This window comes from Bradyrhizobium sp. 191, assembly GCF_023100985.1.
GTDB classification, from domain to species: Bacteria; Pseudomonadota; Alphaproteobacteria; order Rhizobiales; family Xanthobacteraceae; genus Bradyrhizobium; species Bradyrhizobium diversitatis.
Genome location: NZ_CP064692.1, coordinates 457,266 through 470,526, shown reverse-complemented (window position 1 = coordinate 470,526; position 13,261 = coordinate 457,266). Strand labels below are relative to the sequence as shown.

23 protein-coding genes and 1 tRNA gene are annotated in these 13,261 nt (G+C 62.1%); 13 read left to right on the top strand and 11 right to left on the bottom strand.

Features of this window, described 5'->3' with window-relative positions; genetic code table 11:
* Window positions 1–101: 101 nt before the first annotated feature.
* From IVB23_RS02155 to IVB23_RS02145, 3 genes are all read right to left on the bottom strand, one after another.
* A complete protein-coding gene (locus IVB23_RS02155) occupies window positions 102–740 on the bottom strand; it encodes a glutathione S-transferase (protein ID WP_247802354.1) in 639 nt (212 codons plus the stop codon).
* 287 nt (window positions 741–1,027) lie between these two features.
* Window positions 1,028–1,480 carry a VOC family protein gene (locus IVB23_RS02150; RefSeq protein WP_028136582.1) on the bottom strand — a complete coding sequence of 151 codons (453 nt, stop codon included), beginning with the start codon at window positions 1,478–1,480 and terminating at the stop codon, window positions 1,028–1,030.
* A gap of 398 nt (window positions 1,481–1,878) precedes the next feature.
* Window positions 1,879–3,032 (bottom strand): IS3 family transposase gene (locus IVB23_RS02145; protein ID WP_247800703.1). Its coding sequence is split into 2 segments (ribosomal slippage): window positions 1,879–2,783 and window positions 2,783–3,032, totalling 1,155 coding nucleotides; the frame shifts between segments, so codons are not numbered across the junction.
* A gap of 560 nt (window positions 3,033–3,592) precedes the next feature.
* Here IVB23_RS02145 and IVB23_RS02140 point away from each other — a divergent pair.
* The gene (locus tag IVB23_RS02140) at window positions 3,593–3,793 is read left to right on the top strand and encodes a hypothetical protein (protein ID WP_061881889.1); all 201 of its coding nucleotides are present in this window, start codon (window positions 3,593–3,595) and stop codon (window positions 3,791–3,793) included.
* Window positions 3,793–4,056, top strand: coding sequence for a hypothetical protein (locus IVB23_RS02135; protein WP_247802353.1), 264 nt, complete (start codon window positions 3,793–3,795; stop codon window positions 4,054–4,056). Before IVB23_RS02140 ends, IVB23_RS02135 begins: the two co-directional genes overlap by 1 nt.
* 45 nt (window positions 4,057–4,101) lie before the next feature.
* Here IVB23_RS02135 and IVB23_RS02130 read toward each other — a convergent pair whose 3' ends face one another.
* Window positions 4,102–4,254 carry a hypothetical protein gene (locus IVB23_RS02130; protein ID WP_156505331.1) on the bottom strand — a complete coding sequence of 51 codons (153 nt, stop codon included), beginning with the start codon at window positions 4,252–4,254 and terminating at the stop codon, window positions 4,102–4,104.
* Window positions 4,255–4,312: 58 nt separating this feature from the next.
* Window positions 4,313–4,504 (bottom strand): DUF3072 domain-containing protein, encoded by a 192-nt coding sequence (locus IVB23_RS02125; protein WP_061881887.1) that lies wholly within the window; start codon window positions 4,502–4,504, stop codon window positions 4,313–4,315.
* Between the two features lie 89 nt (window positions 4,505–4,593).
* On the opposite strand from IVB23_RS02125, the gene IVB23_RS02120 reads away from it, so the two are divergent.
* Together IVB23_RS02120 and IVB23_RS02115 are read left to right on the top strand one after the other, a co-directional pair.
* On the top strand, window positions 4,594–4,827 hold the full coding sequence (locus IVB23_RS02120; protein ID WP_061881886.1) for a hypothetical protein: 234 nt from the start codon (window positions 4,594–4,596) through the stop codon (window positions 4,825–4,827).
* Complete coding sequence (locus tag IVB23_RS02115; RefSeq protein ID WP_028182153.1) at window positions 4,821–5,048, top strand: hypothetical protein; 228 nt, start codon at window positions 4,821–4,823, stop codon at window positions 5,046–5,048. Before IVB23_RS02120 ends, IVB23_RS02115 begins: the two co-directional genes overlap by 7 nt.
* A 527-nt stretch (window positions 5,049–5,575) precedes the next feature.
* Here the strand turns inward: IVB23_RS02115 and IVB23_RS02110 are convergent.
* Window positions 5,576–5,776: a hypothetical protein gene (locus IVB23_RS02110; RefSeq protein WP_247802352.1), complete on the bottom strand. Its 201-nt coding sequence runs from the start codon at window positions 5,774–5,776 to the stop codon at window positions 5,576–5,578.
* Between the two features lie 74 nt (window positions 5,777–5,850).
* The gene (locus tag IVB23_RS02105) at window positions 5,851–6,153 is read right to left on the bottom strand and encodes a hypothetical protein (RefSeq protein WP_061881885.1); all 303 of its coding nucleotides are present in this window, start codon (window positions 6,151–6,153) and stop codon (window positions 5,851–5,853) included.
* Window positions 6,154–6,561: 408 nt separating this feature from the next.
* On the opposite strand from IVB23_RS02105, the gene IVB23_RS02100 reads away from it, so the two are divergent.
* From IVB23_RS02100 to IVB23_RS02095, 3 genes are all read left to right on the top strand, one after another.
* A complete protein-coding gene (locus tag IVB23_RS02100) occupies window positions 6,562–6,858 on the top strand; it encodes an HU family DNA-binding protein (protein ID WP_018323108.1) in 297 nt (98 codons plus the stop codon).
* Between the two features lie 517 nt (window positions 6,859–7,375).
* Window positions 7,376–7,510: a hypothetical protein gene (locus IVB23_RS39330; protein WP_256469073.1), complete on the top strand. Its 135-nt coding sequence runs from the start codon at window positions 7,376–7,378 to the stop codon at window positions 7,508–7,510.
* Between the two features lie 628 nt (window positions 7,511–8,138).
* Window positions 8,139–8,336, top strand: a complete 198-nt coding sequence (locus tag IVB23_RS02095; RefSeq protein ID WP_061881884.1) for a hypothetical protein — start codon at window positions 8,139–8,141, stop codon at window positions 8,334–8,336.
* 124 nt (window positions 8,337–8,460) lie between these two features.
* On the opposite strand, the gene IVB23_RS39325 is transcribed toward IVB23_RS02095, so the two are convergent.
* Window positions 8,461–8,589 (bottom strand): hypothetical protein, encoded by a 129-nt coding sequence (locus tag IVB23_RS39325; protein ID WP_061881883.1) that lies wholly within the window; start codon window positions 8,587–8,589, stop codon window positions 8,461–8,463.
* 83 nt (window positions 8,590–8,672) lie between these two features.
* Window positions 8,673–8,939 carry a hypothetical protein gene (locus IVB23_RS02090; protein WP_247802351.1) on the bottom strand — a complete coding sequence of 89 codons (267 nt, stop codon included), beginning with the start codon at window positions 8,937–8,939 and terminating at the stop codon, window positions 8,673–8,675.
* 246 nt (window positions 8,940–9,185) lie between these two features.
* Between IVB23_RS02090 and IVB23_RS02085 the strand changes: the two genes are divergently transcribed.
* The gene (locus IVB23_RS02085; RefSeq protein ID WP_028176458.1) at window positions 9,186–9,473 is read left to right on the top strand and encodes a hypothetical protein; all 288 of its coding nucleotides are present in this window, start codon (window positions 9,186–9,188) and stop codon (window positions 9,471–9,473) included.
* Window positions 9,474–9,552: 79 nt separating this feature from the next.
* On the opposite strand, the gene IVB23_RS02080 is transcribed toward IVB23_RS02085, so the two are convergent.
* Window positions 9,553–9,717 carry a hypothetical protein gene (locus IVB23_RS02080; protein ID WP_162832225.1) on the bottom strand — a complete coding sequence of 55 codons (165 nt, stop codon included), beginning with the start codon at window positions 9,715–9,717 and terminating at the stop codon, window positions 9,553–9,555.
* A gap of 254 nt (window positions 9,718–9,971) precedes the next feature.
* Between IVB23_RS02080 and IVB23_RS02075 the strand changes: the two genes are divergently transcribed.
* The 4 genes from IVB23_RS02075 (at window position 9,972) to IVB23_RS02060 (ending at window position 12,408) form a co-directional block, all read left to right on the top strand.
* The gene (locus IVB23_RS02075; protein WP_247802350.1) at window positions 9,972–10,733 is read left to right on the top strand and encodes an NAD-dependent protein deacetylase; all 762 of its coding nucleotides are present in this window, start codon (window positions 9,972–9,974) and stop codon (window positions 10,731–10,733) included.
* A gap of 200 nt (window positions 10,734–10,933) precedes the next feature.
* A complete protein-coding gene (locus tag IVB23_RS02070) occupies window positions 10,934–11,596 on the top strand; it encodes a cold-shock protein (protein WP_061881880.1) in 663 nt (220 codons plus the stop codon).
* A gap of 116 nt (window positions 11,597–11,712) precedes the next feature.
* A complete protein-coding gene (locus IVB23_RS02065) occupies window positions 11,713–12,198 on the top strand; it encodes a DUF192 domain-containing protein (RefSeq protein WP_247802349.1) in 486 nt (161 codons plus the stop codon).
* Between the two features lie 133 nt (window positions 12,199–12,331).
* Window positions 12,332–12,408: transfer RNA gene (locus IVB23_RS02060), tRNA-Pro, on the top strand.
* A gap of 141 nt (window positions 12,409–12,549) precedes the next feature.
* On the opposite strand, the gene IVB23_RS02055 is transcribed toward IVB23_RS02060, so the two are convergent.
* Window positions 12,550–12,708: a hypothetical protein gene (locus IVB23_RS02055; protein ID WP_197488755.1), complete on the bottom strand. Its 159-nt coding sequence runs from the start codon at window positions 12,706–12,708 to the stop codon at window positions 12,550–12,552.
* 335 nt (window positions 12,709–13,043) lie between these two features.
* Here IVB23_RS02055 and IVB23_RS02050 point away from each other — a divergent pair, with 335 nt between their 5' ends.
* Window positions 13,044–13,238: a hypothetical protein gene (locus IVB23_RS02050; RefSeq protein WP_247802348.1), complete on the top strand. Its 195-nt coding sequence runs from the start codon at window positions 13,044–13,046 to the stop codon at window positions 13,236–13,238.
* The last annotated feature ends 23 nt before the right edge of the window (window positions 13,239–13,261 follow it).

Sequence of the window (13,261 nt, the reverse complement as noted above, 5' to 3'; positions counted from 1 at the left end):
ACCCCATGCACAGTAGCCGTCAAGTGCTGCCGTGACGCCGGACGGTTGCGCCGGCACGACGATTCCTCGCGCGATCGCCGCAGCTTGCACCCTGCCGGCGCTCACGACATCGGCGGTGCGACGAATTGTGCAAATCCGGGCCGTTTGCCGAGCTCGGCGAGCCAGCGGGTGAGGTGCGGCTGCGCCGGCCGGCTGATGCCCTCGACCCCGAGCCAGCGCCGCGCATAGGACCCGATCGCGATGTCGGCCAGCGTGAACGCATCACCCTCGATGAAGCGGCGTGATGAGAGCAGGCGGTCGGCGATGGCCCAGACCTCGGCGGCGGCATCGGCATCGCGCTGCACCTGGATCATGTCGCGCTCGGCGGGCGCGGTGCGCACGATGCCCCAGAACACCGGGCGGTCGACCGGCTGCACGGTCGACAGCGTCCAGTCGAGCCAGCGGTCGACCGAGGCGCGCTGCTTGGGCGCCTCCGGGTAGATCGGCGTGCCGCTTCCATGCGCGAGGCAGAGATAGCGCATGATCGCGTTGGATTCCCACAGCACGAAGTCGCCCTCGACCAGCGTCGGGATCCGCGCGTTGGGATTCATCGTCAGATACTCGGCCTCGCGCGTCTTGCCGTATTGCATGCCGGCATCGATGCGCTCGTAGGCGAGGCCAAGCTCGGTCAGGCACCACAGCACCTTCTGCACGTTGACCGAATTGGCACGGCCCCAGATCGTCAGCTTGGTATCAGGCATGAAGCGTCTCCCCGCGTTGTCGCTTGCTGCGGGTGATAGCGGAATTCGCCGCTCGGAGCGATGCGCGATTGCGGCGCGCCCCTCATGCAAAAAGCTCCGCACGCGGCGGAGCTTTCATTGCAAAGTTCAACCTGACGCTCAGCGGCCGAAGAACAGCCACAACAGAATGATCACCGGGATCGGCACGCCAAGCATCCACAGCAACAGCCCTCTCGCCATCGCATCCTCCTCCAATTGCCTCACTGGAAGATGAACGCGGGCCGTGAGCGCTTGTTCCGCGCGCAGACCTACCAATGACCGGTGTTCGGCATCGAGGCCCACGGCTCCTGTGGCGGCTTCGGATCGCCCTTCTGCAACAGCTCGATCGAGTGCAGGTCCGGCGAGCGCACGAAGGCCATGTTGCCGTCGCGCGGGGGACGGTTGATGGTGACGCCGGCCTTCATCAGCTTCTCGCAAGTGGCATAGATGTCGTCGACCTCATAGGCGAGATGGCCGAAGAAGCGGTCCTCGCCGTAGGTCTCCTCGTCCCAATTCCAGGTGAGCTCGACCAGCGGCGCGCCGCGCGTCGGCGGCTGCTTCTTCAGCGCCTCGAGATCGTCCGCCGAGCACAGGAACACCAGTGTGAAGCGCCCCTTGTCGTTCTCGATCCGCCGCACCTCCTTCAAACCGAAAGCATCGACATAGAACTTCAGCGCGACATCGAGATTGCGCACGCGCAGCATGGTGTGGAGGTATCGCATGGTTGTTGCTCCCTGGGTGGCGGGGTTTTTGGGGCGGCGGTGCCGGCGGGTGTGAGATAGCAGGAAAAGGGGAGGAGGGGCAGAGGGCCGGTGCGGACGAGGGAAACACAATGAGCTTACTACAGGTGTCCACTCATTTCGGAGGAGGTTCAACAGGGCGTCAGTCAATTCCCTTCAGGGCGACGGGTCAGTGGCAGAGCCGGCGACGCATTAGCGCAGTAGGTCCATCTCGCGCCCAACCTGCAGGTTAAATTCCCATGTTTCACCGTGCTCCTTTAGCTGATGGTTCAACCATGGTGTCGCTTGCACGAATATCGGTGCCATCGAGCCTATCTGCAGCGGCGGCTTGAACCTTTCGAACCATTCGTTGAGCTGCTGCCGGTTTGATGGACACCGGGTTAAGCTAATCCTACCTTGCGCTCGAACTCAACCGGGCTGAGATAGCCGATGGTCGAGTGCCTGCGGGTGGTGTTGTAGAATCTTTCGATGTAGTCGAACACATCGGCTCGTGCCTCGTCTCTGGTCCTGTAGGTTTTGCTTTCCGTACGCTCGGTCTTGAGCGAGGAGAAGAAGCTTTCCATCGCCGCGTTGTCCCAGACGTTGCCGGATCGGCTCATGCTGCAAACGATGCCGTGGTCGGCCATCAGGCGCTGGAACTGCTCGCTTGTGTACTGGCTGCCCTGGTCGGAGTGATGCAACAGCGCATCCGGCTTGCCGCGTCGCCAGACGGCCATCAACAATGCGTCCGTCACGAGCTGTGCGGTCATGGCGGCACTCATCGACCAGCCCACCACCCGGCGCGAGAACAGGTCGATCACCGCCGCCACATAGAGCCAGCCTTCGGCCGTCCAGAGATAGGTGAAGTCGGCGATCCATTTCTGGTTCGGACGCTCGGCGGCGAACTGCCGGTCAAGGAGGTTCGCCGGTACGGTCTCAAGCTGTCGATCGCCGCTGTCCTTCGGCAAGCGTCGACGTCGCGGCCGCGCCCGCAAGCCTTGCAGCCGCATCAGCCGCTCAATCCGGTGCAGGCCACAATCCGCCCCTTCGGCGAGCAGGTCGCGCCACACCCGGCGTGCGCCATAGGTGCGGTCGCTGGCGGCGAAGCTGGCCTTGACCTTGCCGCCGAGCTCCTCGTCGCTGCGGGATCTGGCGCTGGGAGAGCGGTTGAGCCAGGCATGGAAGCCCGACCGCGATACTCCGAGCGCATCGCATAGCCATGCCACCGGCCAGATCGTCCGGTGCTTCGCGATGAAGACGAACTTCATGTCGCTTCCTTCGCGAAGAAGGCTGCGGCCTTTTTTAGGATGTCGCGCTCGGCCTTCAGCTTGGCGACCTCACGGCGCAGCCGCTCGATCTCCTGCTGCTCCGGCTTCATCTGGCCGTGACCGGGAAAGGCCTGCACCGGATCGGAGCCGAACTCTTTCACCCATTTGCGCAGAACGTTCTCATGGACATCCAGGTCGCGCCCGGCCTGCGCCACCGACACCCCACGCTCCCTAACCAGCTTGACCGCCTCGATCTTGAACTCGCGACTGAACTTCCGTCTCTTCATCGCCCACCTCCGGCTTCATGAAACACCTAATCTCGGTGTCCATCAAACCAGCAGCAGCTCAGTCCAGCACGGTGTTGCGGACGAGCACCTCCGGTACTTCCTTAAGGAAGCGAGCGGAGAGCATTGGCCGTTAAAGCTCAAGCGTATGGAATTCGCTAGCCCGGGGTTCACGGACTTTGCGGGGATCGGGAAAGTTGTCCGAGAAGTGCGATTGTTCGTAACTGATATCGTTGATCGCTTTATCGCGATACCAGATCGAGCGTTGGCCCGGGAGGATAAGCGGCAATCAGTTGTTGCGAAGAAAATAGCGAATGCTGAGAAACTAATGAAGCTGTCTGATAAAGCTGGGCTTGATCCACAAACACGCAACGAGTTGATAAGGCGCGCAATAGAAGTGGATCGTTATATTGAGGATAGGATCATCGAAGGGCGCATAACGTCGATACAGTCCGACCCCTCTTGACGAGAAACATTAAATTCTCGCTCTCGCGCGATCGCCAACTGACATGGTCATCCCCGCGGCACTTGAACCCCGTTAGAGGTGGTGCCGACTAAACGCCATGGCCGCACTCGTTGCAGAACTCCTGTTTGACCTCGTCAGAAGCATCGCTGCCAGCTGGCTGAGACAGGCCGCGGTGGCCATCTGTGCGCGGCTCGATACGAAGATCCACGGCCGTGCTGGACGCTTTGTCGTGGGTGGCCTTCTCGGGATCGCCGCCTATTTCTTCATTCCCGTCATCGCCGGCCTGGTGGGATTGTGATGCACTCCGTGACGATGAGCCTCATCATCGCATTCGCAATCGGGGCGTTCATGTCCTCAGCGCTCCTCGTCGCGGAGCCGCTGACCGACTTCGCGTTCCTCTCGCTGGAGTGGCCGGGCATCACCGCAGCTTATTTTTTCTGGGGAGCGGTCGGAGGATCCACCTTCCTCGGCATAGCCATCTCGTGGGGCGTGAATGCGCTGACCTACGGTCTGGGTGCATTCGTCATTCTCAGCGCCTTCAAGGCGCTGAGGGAAGCATGAAGCGCTGGCTCCGAGTGAGCAGCGCGAAGGCGGATCAGACCAGCGTCATGCCGCCTTCTCGTTACCCTTCGCGACGATCTCGACTTCGAAATAGCCCATGTCGCGGAGCTCGGCGGCCTTCTTCTCGGCCGCTTCCCTTGTGTCGCGCTTCAAAATGATCTGGCCCGCTCCGTCGCGGGCGCAAACGAAATAAGGCATTTTCGATTCCCAATTTCGTTTGCATACACATGGCTCCGGATTCCCGCAAGAATACGGGTCACCGCTCCAGCCCGGCCTTTTGCCGCATCTCCTCGATCAGCTCCGAGGCCTCGGCCTTGGTCAGTTCCTCCTCGGGCAAGTCCTGATGCGCCTGCTCGGCGAGGGTCTTGAGGTAGGATTCCTGGGCTCCCGTCATCGGGTCGTCCCCGGAGACCCAATCCTTTGGTTCCTTCCGGGTGTTGTCCGCCATCGAAAATCTCCTTTTCCGTCAAACGTCGGACTCGACTCTTCGTTCCGTTTTTGTTCTCATTGGCCATATCCAAATCGCGAGGGCTGAACATGCCGGACCTGGACTTTGTCAGGCGGGAGATCGAACGGATGCGCATCCAGATGGGCAGGCAGAGAAAAGAGATCCTGCAGCTGCAGCGGGCAGGCGTGGGGACGGCCTCGGCCGAAGCGCTGCTGTCGCGGATGGAGGCGAAGGTTGAAAGTCTGTGCGCCCAGCGTGACGCGCTGAGGAGCGCAGAGCCGCATCACAACAAGGGCAGGGTGCTCGGCGGGAGGAGATGGTGAGCAGGCGCTGGTTCGACGACGAGAGAGAGTTGTCGCCCTTCCTGACCGCGCTCGAGGACGTTCGTCGAAAGGCGACACGGGAAGGGTGGTGCTACGCCCACGTCCAGGCCATCATCGTGGCCATCGACCAGTACGCGGAGGCCGCAACAGGCAACCGCGAGTATTTTTTGAACAAGCCGGTTTCGATTGGCGACAGCCGGAAGGCCGCGGATATTCCGTGATCGGCTGCGCCCTCGTATCGTTGCTCGTGTATCGCATCGGGGCACGTCGCCGGTGTCGCCGCTCCCGTTACGACGGGGAGCACGCAGCAACGAAGCATGCGCGCTCGTCGTTGCGCCGATCAGCGTGGCGAGACCGAGGAGGAGGGCGCTGACCTGGTCCGACCGGGCGAAGCAACCTTCCTCGGCGGAGAAGTCCTTCGCGCTTTGCGGGACTTTGGACGTGCTTCGGGGGTGATCCCGTTCTGCTCGTCGAATTGCTTCAGCCAAGCCTGGATGTATCTGGGATCATCGGGACAAAGCCGTTCCAGCAAACGAAGGTTCTGCGCTCTGAATTCCACAAGGGTTTTCGGCATAACTCCTCCTCAAAAGCCTGCCCGCCGAAAAGGTGCTTCGGGAGGGAAGCCGGGTCAACGGCAAAGAGAGGCTTGAAATTCCGGGCGAGCCGATGCAGCGCGAGCGCGCCAAAAAGCGAAAACCCCGCCTGGGGGAAGCGGGGTTCTCTGTCGGGGGTGAAGCTTGGGGACGCTTCAACTGTAAGACGCGCGAGCCGGCGGAAAGTTCAAAAGAAAATCCACGGCCGGACTTGCCGGGCGAACGCATATGGCTTCATTCGCGAGCTGAGCGCGCGCCTCGTCGGTCGTGCCTTGCGGCGAGACCGGCACGTTCGCACCAGCGACCAAGGCGCGATGCGCCTGTGAATCGTCATCGCGCTTCAGGTCGTTGTTCAAGCATGATCTCCGCGCAAACGCGTCACGCGTTTGTCGCGAGGGAGAACCGCTGCGCACTTCTTCCGGATCGTGCTTCAGGCCGCAATCCGGTGGTCGACAGGTGTCGTCAGGAACTTGAGCGCTTCTGCATGTGCGAGGTCGGGAACGGCGATGGCGGTGTGGCTGTACATCGCATGCGTCCGCGACTTCGCAATCCCGTCCAGGATTTCGCGGCCCTTGATGACGTGGAGACCCATGCCTTCTTCAGCGGGGAAGATCGCCAGCACGACGTCGTAGGCCGCGATGACGGCCCTGAGCGCTTCGGCCTTGTCTTCGGCGACCTCGACAAAAATACGAACATCAGCCGCGAGTTCACGCAGCTCGTCAAAATCCAGCACTGTGGGGTACTCCAACGCAACAGACCTGATTGAAGCTTGGCCGCGTTAGGTTACCGAAGTGTCAACAACGCCGGCCGAGCCACAGGTTTCACGTGCAGGTGACCCGGCAGGCGGATCAAGAAGAGTCGCGACAGCGAAACCCCGCCTGGGGGCAGCGGGGCTCTCTGGTAGGGGAGGCTCAGGGACTTCAATCCTAAGGCGCGCCAGCCGCCGAATGGTCAAAAAGAGAGCGGGGATCGTTCACAGGAGGAAGGGAGTCCTTGCGAACCCGTGCTTGCGTTTTCGGCCTCGATGGGTTCTAAGCCCGGACACTTCATGACCTCTGGCATGAATCAGCAGCGCGCCCCCGCGGTCCGGCCGCGTCCTCTCCGGGAATTGCTCGCGCCCCCCATTCAAAGGAATTCAGACATGGCGAAGATGACGAAGACCCAATTGATCGATGCAATTGCCGAGGGCACGCAGCTTTCGAAGAACGACGTGAAGTCGGTGATCGAGTACATGGCGACGGTCGGCTACAAGGAGCTCAATGAGTCCGGTGAGTTCGTCATTCCCGGCTTCGTGAAGATGTCGGTCGTGAACAAGCCGGCGACCGAAGCGCGCATGGGCGTCAATCCCTTCACCAAGGAGCCGATGCAGTTTGCGGCGAAGCCCGCGAGCAAATCGGTCAAGGCCTCGCCGCTGAAGGTCGCCAAGGACGCCGTCTGAGGCGCAAGCGACTTTCGTTCTCACAGACCTCGCAGATCATCGCGTCTCCACGACGAAGCTCGCGATGCCGGCTTCCAAAGGGCCGAGCGGTTGCGCTGCACCGTTGCCGGCCCGCTGGATTTCAGCCGATCGATGCGCAAGGGCGAGGCTTCGCTTCGCTGGCATGCAATCCGCGCCCGTCGCCTTCAAGAGATCACACCGACTTCAAGAGAAAAGCCCCGCGCTTTCGCGCGGGGCTCTCTTGGCTGACGGCGTTGGGATTTCAGCGCCTGGCCGCCAACCGTATTTCAAACTTAAGGTTGAAAATCTAAAAAGCAACAGCGCCGCGGTGACGGAGTATGTTCGTCAGGCGGCGCTGCCGTGTGACTGGGCGCTGAAATCCCCAGCTTCCGTAAGTCTGTGCCGCTTAGAAAAGGTTCAACGCGAGGCCAGCGAAATTTAACCGGAGGGGCTGGACTTTTTGTTCTCTTTTTGTTCTAGTGCAGGTCGCCTTGGGAGACTTTTTAGGAGGTGACTCATGACTGTCGAAAAACAGCGCGAAGTGATCAGGCTCTGGAACGAGCTCAGGAAGCTCGAGGGGCCTGCCGCAGAAGAGCTCCGCATCCAGATCCTCGAATGCTTCTCCAAGAAGAAGACGAAGCGGGCGGCTTGATCAGCGTCGACGACACGCGGCAACCCGCGATCGCGCTCCGTCGGCTCGCGCTCGATATACCGCCGAAGAGTTTACCGCCGAAGAGTTTGGCGGCGAAGAGCTGTGCGGCCGAAGGTGCGAGAGTTCGCGAGCCTTCATCGATCGTTAGGATTCGCTCCGCACCGGTTTTCTCGACTCCGATTCGTTCTTCGAGAACGAAATGGAGTCGGATGCAGAACAGGGGGCGCCTCGCTGCGGCGATGCGCCCCGCAGTCAGAAAGAGACGGAGTGATGCCCGGGCCCCCCGCGCGTGGCTTCTCCGAAAGCGCGAGGCGAGGAAAGCGCCATGGATGCGCACTGCTCTGATCGATGTCGCAAAGCGTTTGTTAAGAACTGCTCCGCACCCATTTCTGCGATTCCGATTCGTTCTTCGAGAACGAAATGGAGTCGAAGCCGGAACAAAGTCGGCCGGTCTTTCGCCTGTCCCGACGGCAGAGGCGCCGCCTCTGATGTGCCTAACGAGTGCTTGCGCGGACGCCAATAACCCTATTCGGTTAGGTTAAAAGCCCAATCGCGTTGCGCTTGCCGCGGGGTGGGGTAGGTGTCTGGCAAGAAGCAAGAAGCGACTTTGCCAACAAGCAATTTTGTCATGACGCCTTTTTCGACGCCGTCCTTCCACCAAGGCGACCGGTACACCTACCGGCGCGTCGCCGTCGTCGGTACGCTGTTCTGTCTCGCTTTCGTGGTGATCAGCTTCTCGCTGCGGCCGCAGGCCGAGGACACGCGCGTGGCAGTCAAGGCCGACAGGCTGGTGCGCACGGCGGGCCAGGCGGCGCCCGCCAACTAAGGCGCGATGCGATTGGGATCAACTGTCATCGCGCTTCAGGTTGTTGTTTGGGCATGATCTCCGCGCAAACGCGTTCCGCGTTTGTCGCGAGGGAAAACCGCTGCGCACTTTTCCGGATCATGCTTTAGCGTTCGTCGCCGTAGATGCGATCGTCGGCCGGCGCCTGCGGGCAAGCGACGCCGCCGCGAGAGGCGAGCGCCACGAAGCCGGCATAGCCGGACAGGTTGAGCAAGACTTCGAGCCACGCGGGCATGTCGGACCTCTTTTCCTTCCGCTCAGCGTAAGGAAGGACTCAACGTCCGCGCGCAATCCTGGTTCCCTACTCCCGAAAGGAACTCAAACGGGAGAGGAGGGGTCGAGCCGGCGGCCAAGGACCGCGACGGATTTGCTCGACGGCTGCTCCTTCAGGAACTCGGCGATCGCCCGCGCCAGTTCGCCGTCCGTCATCGGCGTCGGCGGCGGGCGCAGTGTGCCGTCACCGAAGCTGCGGACGATCTCGTCGTAGTGCTGATCGTCGGATCTGGGAACCAATCTGCGGATACGGGCCAGCAAAGCGGCTAATGGCAAAAATTCCTCCTCGATCGTCCGCCCCGCTGGCAGCAATTGCGGTCTGCTGCCATTGGCTCCCGTTAACTGAAAAACCCCGCCAGCATCGCGGAGATACTGACGGGGTCTTCGTGCTGTTGCCTCAACCCGGATGGCGGAGGCTCCCGCACTTGGAAAACCAATTCGCGTCCGGCGATTTCGTTCCCCTCGCATCAACGCTTTTTGACCGCGCCGGGTTTCCGCGGGTTGCGCAACCATCGCGGGCGCTCGCGGTTATCCCGCGAAGACGCGAAGGAGAGGAGCATGAAGAAGACATTGGCAGTTCTGGCCACGATCGCGGCCGTCGGCGTGACCGCCGTCGCGGCGCCTGCGCCGGCCGAGGCGCGCGGTCGCGGCATCGGCCCGGGCCTCGCGTTCGGGCTTGCCGCCGGCGCCATCACCGCGGGCGCGGTCGCAGCCTCCCGACCGTATGGCTATTACGGTCCCGGTTACGGCTATTATGGCGGCCCGAGCTATTATTACGGGCCGGGTCCGTACGCCTATTACGGCGGCGGGCCGTACTACCGCCATCACCACTGGCGCCATTGGTAGCCGCCAATAGCGAAAAGCCCGGAGCGTTGCTCCGGGCTTTTTTCATTCGCAACTCCTCGCGCTTGCCTACGCGACGATGCTAGGGCCAGAGCGATGGCCGTTCCACCTTGCGGGCGTTCTCCAGCGTCGACACGAAGTATTCTTCGCGCTCGCGCTTGAACTTCTCTTGCGTAGCACGGAAGGCGGCGACCCGGGCGGCGATCTCATCGCGCTCGCGCGCTTTGCGTTCTTCGTCTTCGGTCATGTGAAATCCCCTCCACACCTGAGTATGTGCATATCTGAACTCAAGCGCTGCCGCCGCAATCACGTTGAGTCGCGTCAACACATCCATTGGCGCTCCTGAATGGGGCGTCAATGGGGAGGCGGCATTGCAGGATTGTGATAAGCGAAGACCGGGAGAAAAAGTTGCCGAGCGTGTTGCGTTCGCGCTTGATAAATACGTCAGCGATCTTGTCGCTTGTGCATATTGCTGTCAGGCCAAACGAGTCGGAGGCGCGATTGATCGCATCGGATCTTCAGAGCGGCGTCGAGCGGCTCGGCGACATGATCGCCGAGGCGAGGGCCATCGTGCCGTTCACCGGCGCCGGCATCTCGACCGAATGCGGCATTCCCGACTTCCGCTCGCCGGGCGGAATTTGGACGCGCAATCGTCCGATCCCGTTCGACGAATTCGTCGCGAGCCCGGAGGCGCGCGACGAATCCTGGCGCCGCCGCTTCGCGATGGAGGAGGTGTTTGCCGCAGCGAAGCCCGGCCGCGGCCATCGCGCGCTGGCCTCGCTTTACCGCGCCGGCAAGGTTCCCGCCGTGATCACCCAGAACATCGACAATCTGCACCAAGCCTCGGGCTTCGCCAGCGAGCACGTGGTTGAACTTCACGGAAATACCACTTATGCGCGCTGCATCGGATGTGGGCAGGCCTATCCGCTCGACTGGGTGAGGCGCCGTTTCGACGACGATGGCGCGGCGCCCAATTGCACGGCATGCGACGAGCCGGTGAAAACCGCCACGATCTCCTTCGGCCAGATGATGCCGGACGACGAAATGCAGCGCGCGACCGCGCTGTCGCAATCCTGCGACCTCTTCATCGCGATCGGTTCCTCGCTCGTGGTCTGGCCGGCCGCGGGTTTTCCGCTCATGGCCAAGCGCGCCGGTGCACGTCTGGTCATCATCAACCGCGAGCCGACCGAGCAGGATGACGTCGCCGACCTCGTCATCCATCACGACATCGGCGAGACGCTCGGTCCCTTCGTCGGCAATTGAGACGAATCAATTTGATTCGCTGCGATGCAAGCTGTTCATAGGTTCCGGCGAATCTCTTTTTTGTCTATGCCTCTCAACCGGGAGTGTTATCTTTTGAGTCGGAAGATTCGCGTCGCGTCGAGTTGAGAAGATTTTCAAAAGACGCGTGATTCGAGCGCCGCCAATGTGGCGGATGGCATGGCACTGTGGGGTCCGGGGTTATGGGGTCGTCGGACGGATTTGAGTCCAAGAAGCTTGGAGTTCCCGGGCAGGGAGTATCGCCTGGGCGGATGACGCCGGGCGAGCACGGCGGTGCCGGCCGCGACAGCGGGCTCAGCCCCTTCAGCGGGCTCGGCGAGGCCAGCGCCAATCTCGTCGAGGTCCATGGCGTCATCAAATGGTTCGATGCCTCCAAAGGCTATGGCTTCATCGTTCCCGACAATGGCTGGCCCGACGTGCTCCTGCACGTGACCGTGCTCAGGCGCGACGGCTTCCAGACCGCTTATGAAGGCGCCCGCATCGTCGTCGAGTGCATTCAGCGCACCAAGGGCTACCAGGCCTTCCGCGTGGTCTCGATGGACGAGTCGACCGCGATCCATCCGGCGCAGATGCTGCCGCCGCGCACCCACGTCACGGTCACTCCGACCAGCGGGCTGGAACGGGCCCAGGTCAAATGGTTCAACCGGCTGCGCGGTTTCGGCTTCCTGACCTGCGGCGAGGGCACGCCCGACATTTTCGTGCACATGGAGACCCTGCGCCGCTTCGGTATGACTGAACTCAGGCCGGGCCAGTATGTCCTGGTCCGCTTCGGGCCCGGCTCCAAGGGCATGATGGCGGCCGAGATCCATCCCGAGACTGGATCGCCGGGATTGCAGTCGCACTGAACACAACCAGTTCTCGCGATCGTGAGCAGAGGCGTGCCGGCTGGCCGGCGCGCCTCTTTCCTTTCCGGTGGCCGCCGCGTAAGGACTTGCCCAGTCCCCCACGCCTCGAGAGCCCCATGAATTCTGATCGAAAGGCCGCCCGGTCCGCTGCGCAGGGCTGGCTTGCCGCCATCCTCGTCATCATCGGCTGTGTCCTCGCCAGCGCGCCCGTCGGCGCCGCCAGCTTCCAGCCGCTCGAGATCGTCACCAAGAACGGCGTGCAGGTTTTCTCGGTGGAAATGGCGACGACCGAGGAGGAGAAGCAGGCCGGCCTGATGTATCGCAAGGAATTGGCGGACGGCAAAGGCATGCTGTTCGACTTCAATCCCGAGCAGGAGGTGTCGATGTGGATGAAGAACACGTACGTGTCGCTCGACATGATCTTCATCCGCGCCGACGGCCGCATCCTGCGCATCGCCGAGAACACCGAGCCGCTGTCGACCAAGATCATCTCGTCCCGAGGCCCGGCCCGGGCCGTGCTGGAGGTGGTGGCAGGAACGGCGCAGAAGTACGGCATCCGCCCCGGTGACCGCGTCGGCCACCCCCTGTTCGGCAGCAAATAGGGGCGGGCGAGGCGATTGCCCGGCCTTGCCGGGTCTTTTGGAAGCTTGCTGGCGCCTTCTGGAAGCTTGCTGGCGCCTTCTGAAGCTTGCTGGCGCCCTGGGAAGCGTGTATCGACGGGGCTCGCCGGACATTCGGGGTATAGCGCAGCCTGGTAGCGCGGCAGTTTTGGGTACTGCAGGTCGTTGGTTCGAATCCAGCTGCCCCGACCAGTCCCGACGTTGACCTCGTCGAACCTTTGGGCGTCGCCACCGACATATGTGTGTTGGGGATTTCAGCGCCCAATGCCTAACGGACGCCGCCAAGCGATGATATTGCGCTTGCGCGGCGTTGCGCTTTTCCGGCCGGGCCGGTCAGTTCGACGCGTGCCAGCCGGGCGGAAACGGCACCAGCGGCCAGATCGCCTCGTTGTCGTTGGCGGCGTTCGGCCGTTCTTGCGGCGGCGTCTTCACCACTGACGCTGGTGGCATCACTCGCAGCGCGAGGCGCAGAGATGCGCATTGCAGTTTCATTATTGTCATCCCGGCACGTCGATGATTTCCAAACGTCCGGTCGTTTTCAAAGTTCGACGTCAGCTGGAAAATCAACGTGCGTCTGAAACAGCGTTCGTTCTCAAATCACGTGCAGTCTAGAAAACTTGGCGCCGGCTTACAACCGGTCGCGCCGCTCCATCCCAAGAAGTAAGGTTGATCGGTTAGGTTAAAGGCGAGCGCTCGTTGCGGCCGTCCGGGTGGCTGTTATCAGATCTGTCCCGGCTCGCGATGGGCGGCCTTCGATCCGTGCGACCACAGGTCACGGTTCGCCGCGGCGCCCGCCGGTTGAGTTCTGCGCCAGCGAGTTCCGCCACATGTCTCTTGATCGCAACCTCAACACCATTGGTCCGCAGTCGAGCTGGACCGATATCTGGCACCTCTGGACGGTGATCGTGCCGCGCCGCTCCATCAATGGGCAGTTCGTGGTCGGCAAGGTCTGGCGCCGCCGCGACGGCCGCGACTGGATCTACAAGAAATTCACCGAGTTCGACGGCGAAGAGGCGGCCTGAAGCGCGGTGAGACCGGGACGAGA

Coding starts and splice junctions, on each gene's coding strand:
- IVB23_RS02155 (WP_247802354.1), bottom strand. CDS start 740: ATGCCTGATACCAAGCTGACGATCTGGGGCCGTGCCAATTCGGTCAAC.
- IVB23_RS02150 (WP_028136582.1), bottom strand. CDS start 1,480: ATGCGATACCTCCACACCATGCTGCGCGTGCGCAATCTCGATGTCGCG.
- IVB23_RS02140 (WP_061881889.1), top strand. CDS start 3,593: ATGGCCGCACTCGTTGCAGAACTCCTGTTTGACCTCGTCAGAAGCATC.
- IVB23_RS02135 (WP_247802353.1), top strand. CDS start 3,793: ATGCACTCCGTGACGATGAGCCTCATCATCGCATTCGCAATCGGGGCG.
- IVB23_RS02130 (WP_156505331.1), bottom strand. CDS start 4,254: ATGCCTTATTTCGTTTGCGCCCGCGACGGAGCGGGCCAGATCATTTTG.
- IVB23_RS02125 (WP_061881887.1), bottom strand. CDS start 4,504: ATGGCGGACAACACCCGGAAGGAACCAAAGGATTGGGTCTCCGGGGAC.
- IVB23_RS02120 (WP_061881886.1), top strand. CDS start 4,594: ATGCCGGACCTGGACTTTGTCAGGCGGGAGATCGAACGGATGCGCATC.
- IVB23_RS02115 (WP_028182153.1), top strand. CDS start 4,821: ATGGTGAGCAGGCGCTGGTTCGACGACGAGAGAGAGTTGTCGCCCTTC.
- IVB23_RS02100 (WP_018323108.1), top strand. CDS start 6,562: ATGGCGAAGATGACGAAGACCCAATTGATCGATGCAATTGCCGAGGGC.
- IVB23_RS39330 (WP_256469073.1), top strand. CDS start 7,376: ATGACTGTCGAAAAACAGCGCGAAGTGATCAGGCTCTGGAACGAGCTC.
- IVB23_RS02095 (WP_061881884.1), top strand. CDS start 8,139: ATGACGCCTTTTTCGACGCCGTCCTTCCACCAAGGCGACCGGTACACC.
- IVB23_RS39325 (WP_061881883.1), bottom strand. CDS start 8,589: ATGCCCGCGTGGCTCGAAGTCTTGCTCAACCTGTCCGGCTATGCCGGC.
- IVB23_RS02085 (WP_028176458.1), top strand. CDS start 9,186: ATGAAGAAGACATTGGCAGTTCTGGCCACGATCGCGGCCGTCGGCGTG.
- IVB23_RS02080 (WP_162832225.1), bottom strand. CDS start 9,717: ATGACCGAAGACGAAGAACGCAAAGCGCGCGAGCGCGATGAGATCGCC.
- IVB23_RS02070 (WP_061881880.1), top strand. CDS start 10,934: ATGGGGTCGTCGGACGGATTTGAGTCCAAGAAGCTTGGAGTTCCCGGG.
- IVB23_RS02065 (WP_247802349.1), top strand. CDS start 11,713: ATGAATTCTGATCGAAAGGCCGCCCGGTCCGCTGCGCAGGGCTGGCTT.
- IVB23_RS02055 (WP_197488755.1), bottom strand. CDS start 12,708: ATGAAACTGCAATGCGCATCTCTGCGCCTCGCGCTGCGAGTGATGCCA.
- IVB23_RS02050 (WP_247802348.1), top strand. CDS start 13,044: ATGTCTCTTGATCGCAACCTCAACACCATTGGTCCGCAGTCGAGCTGG.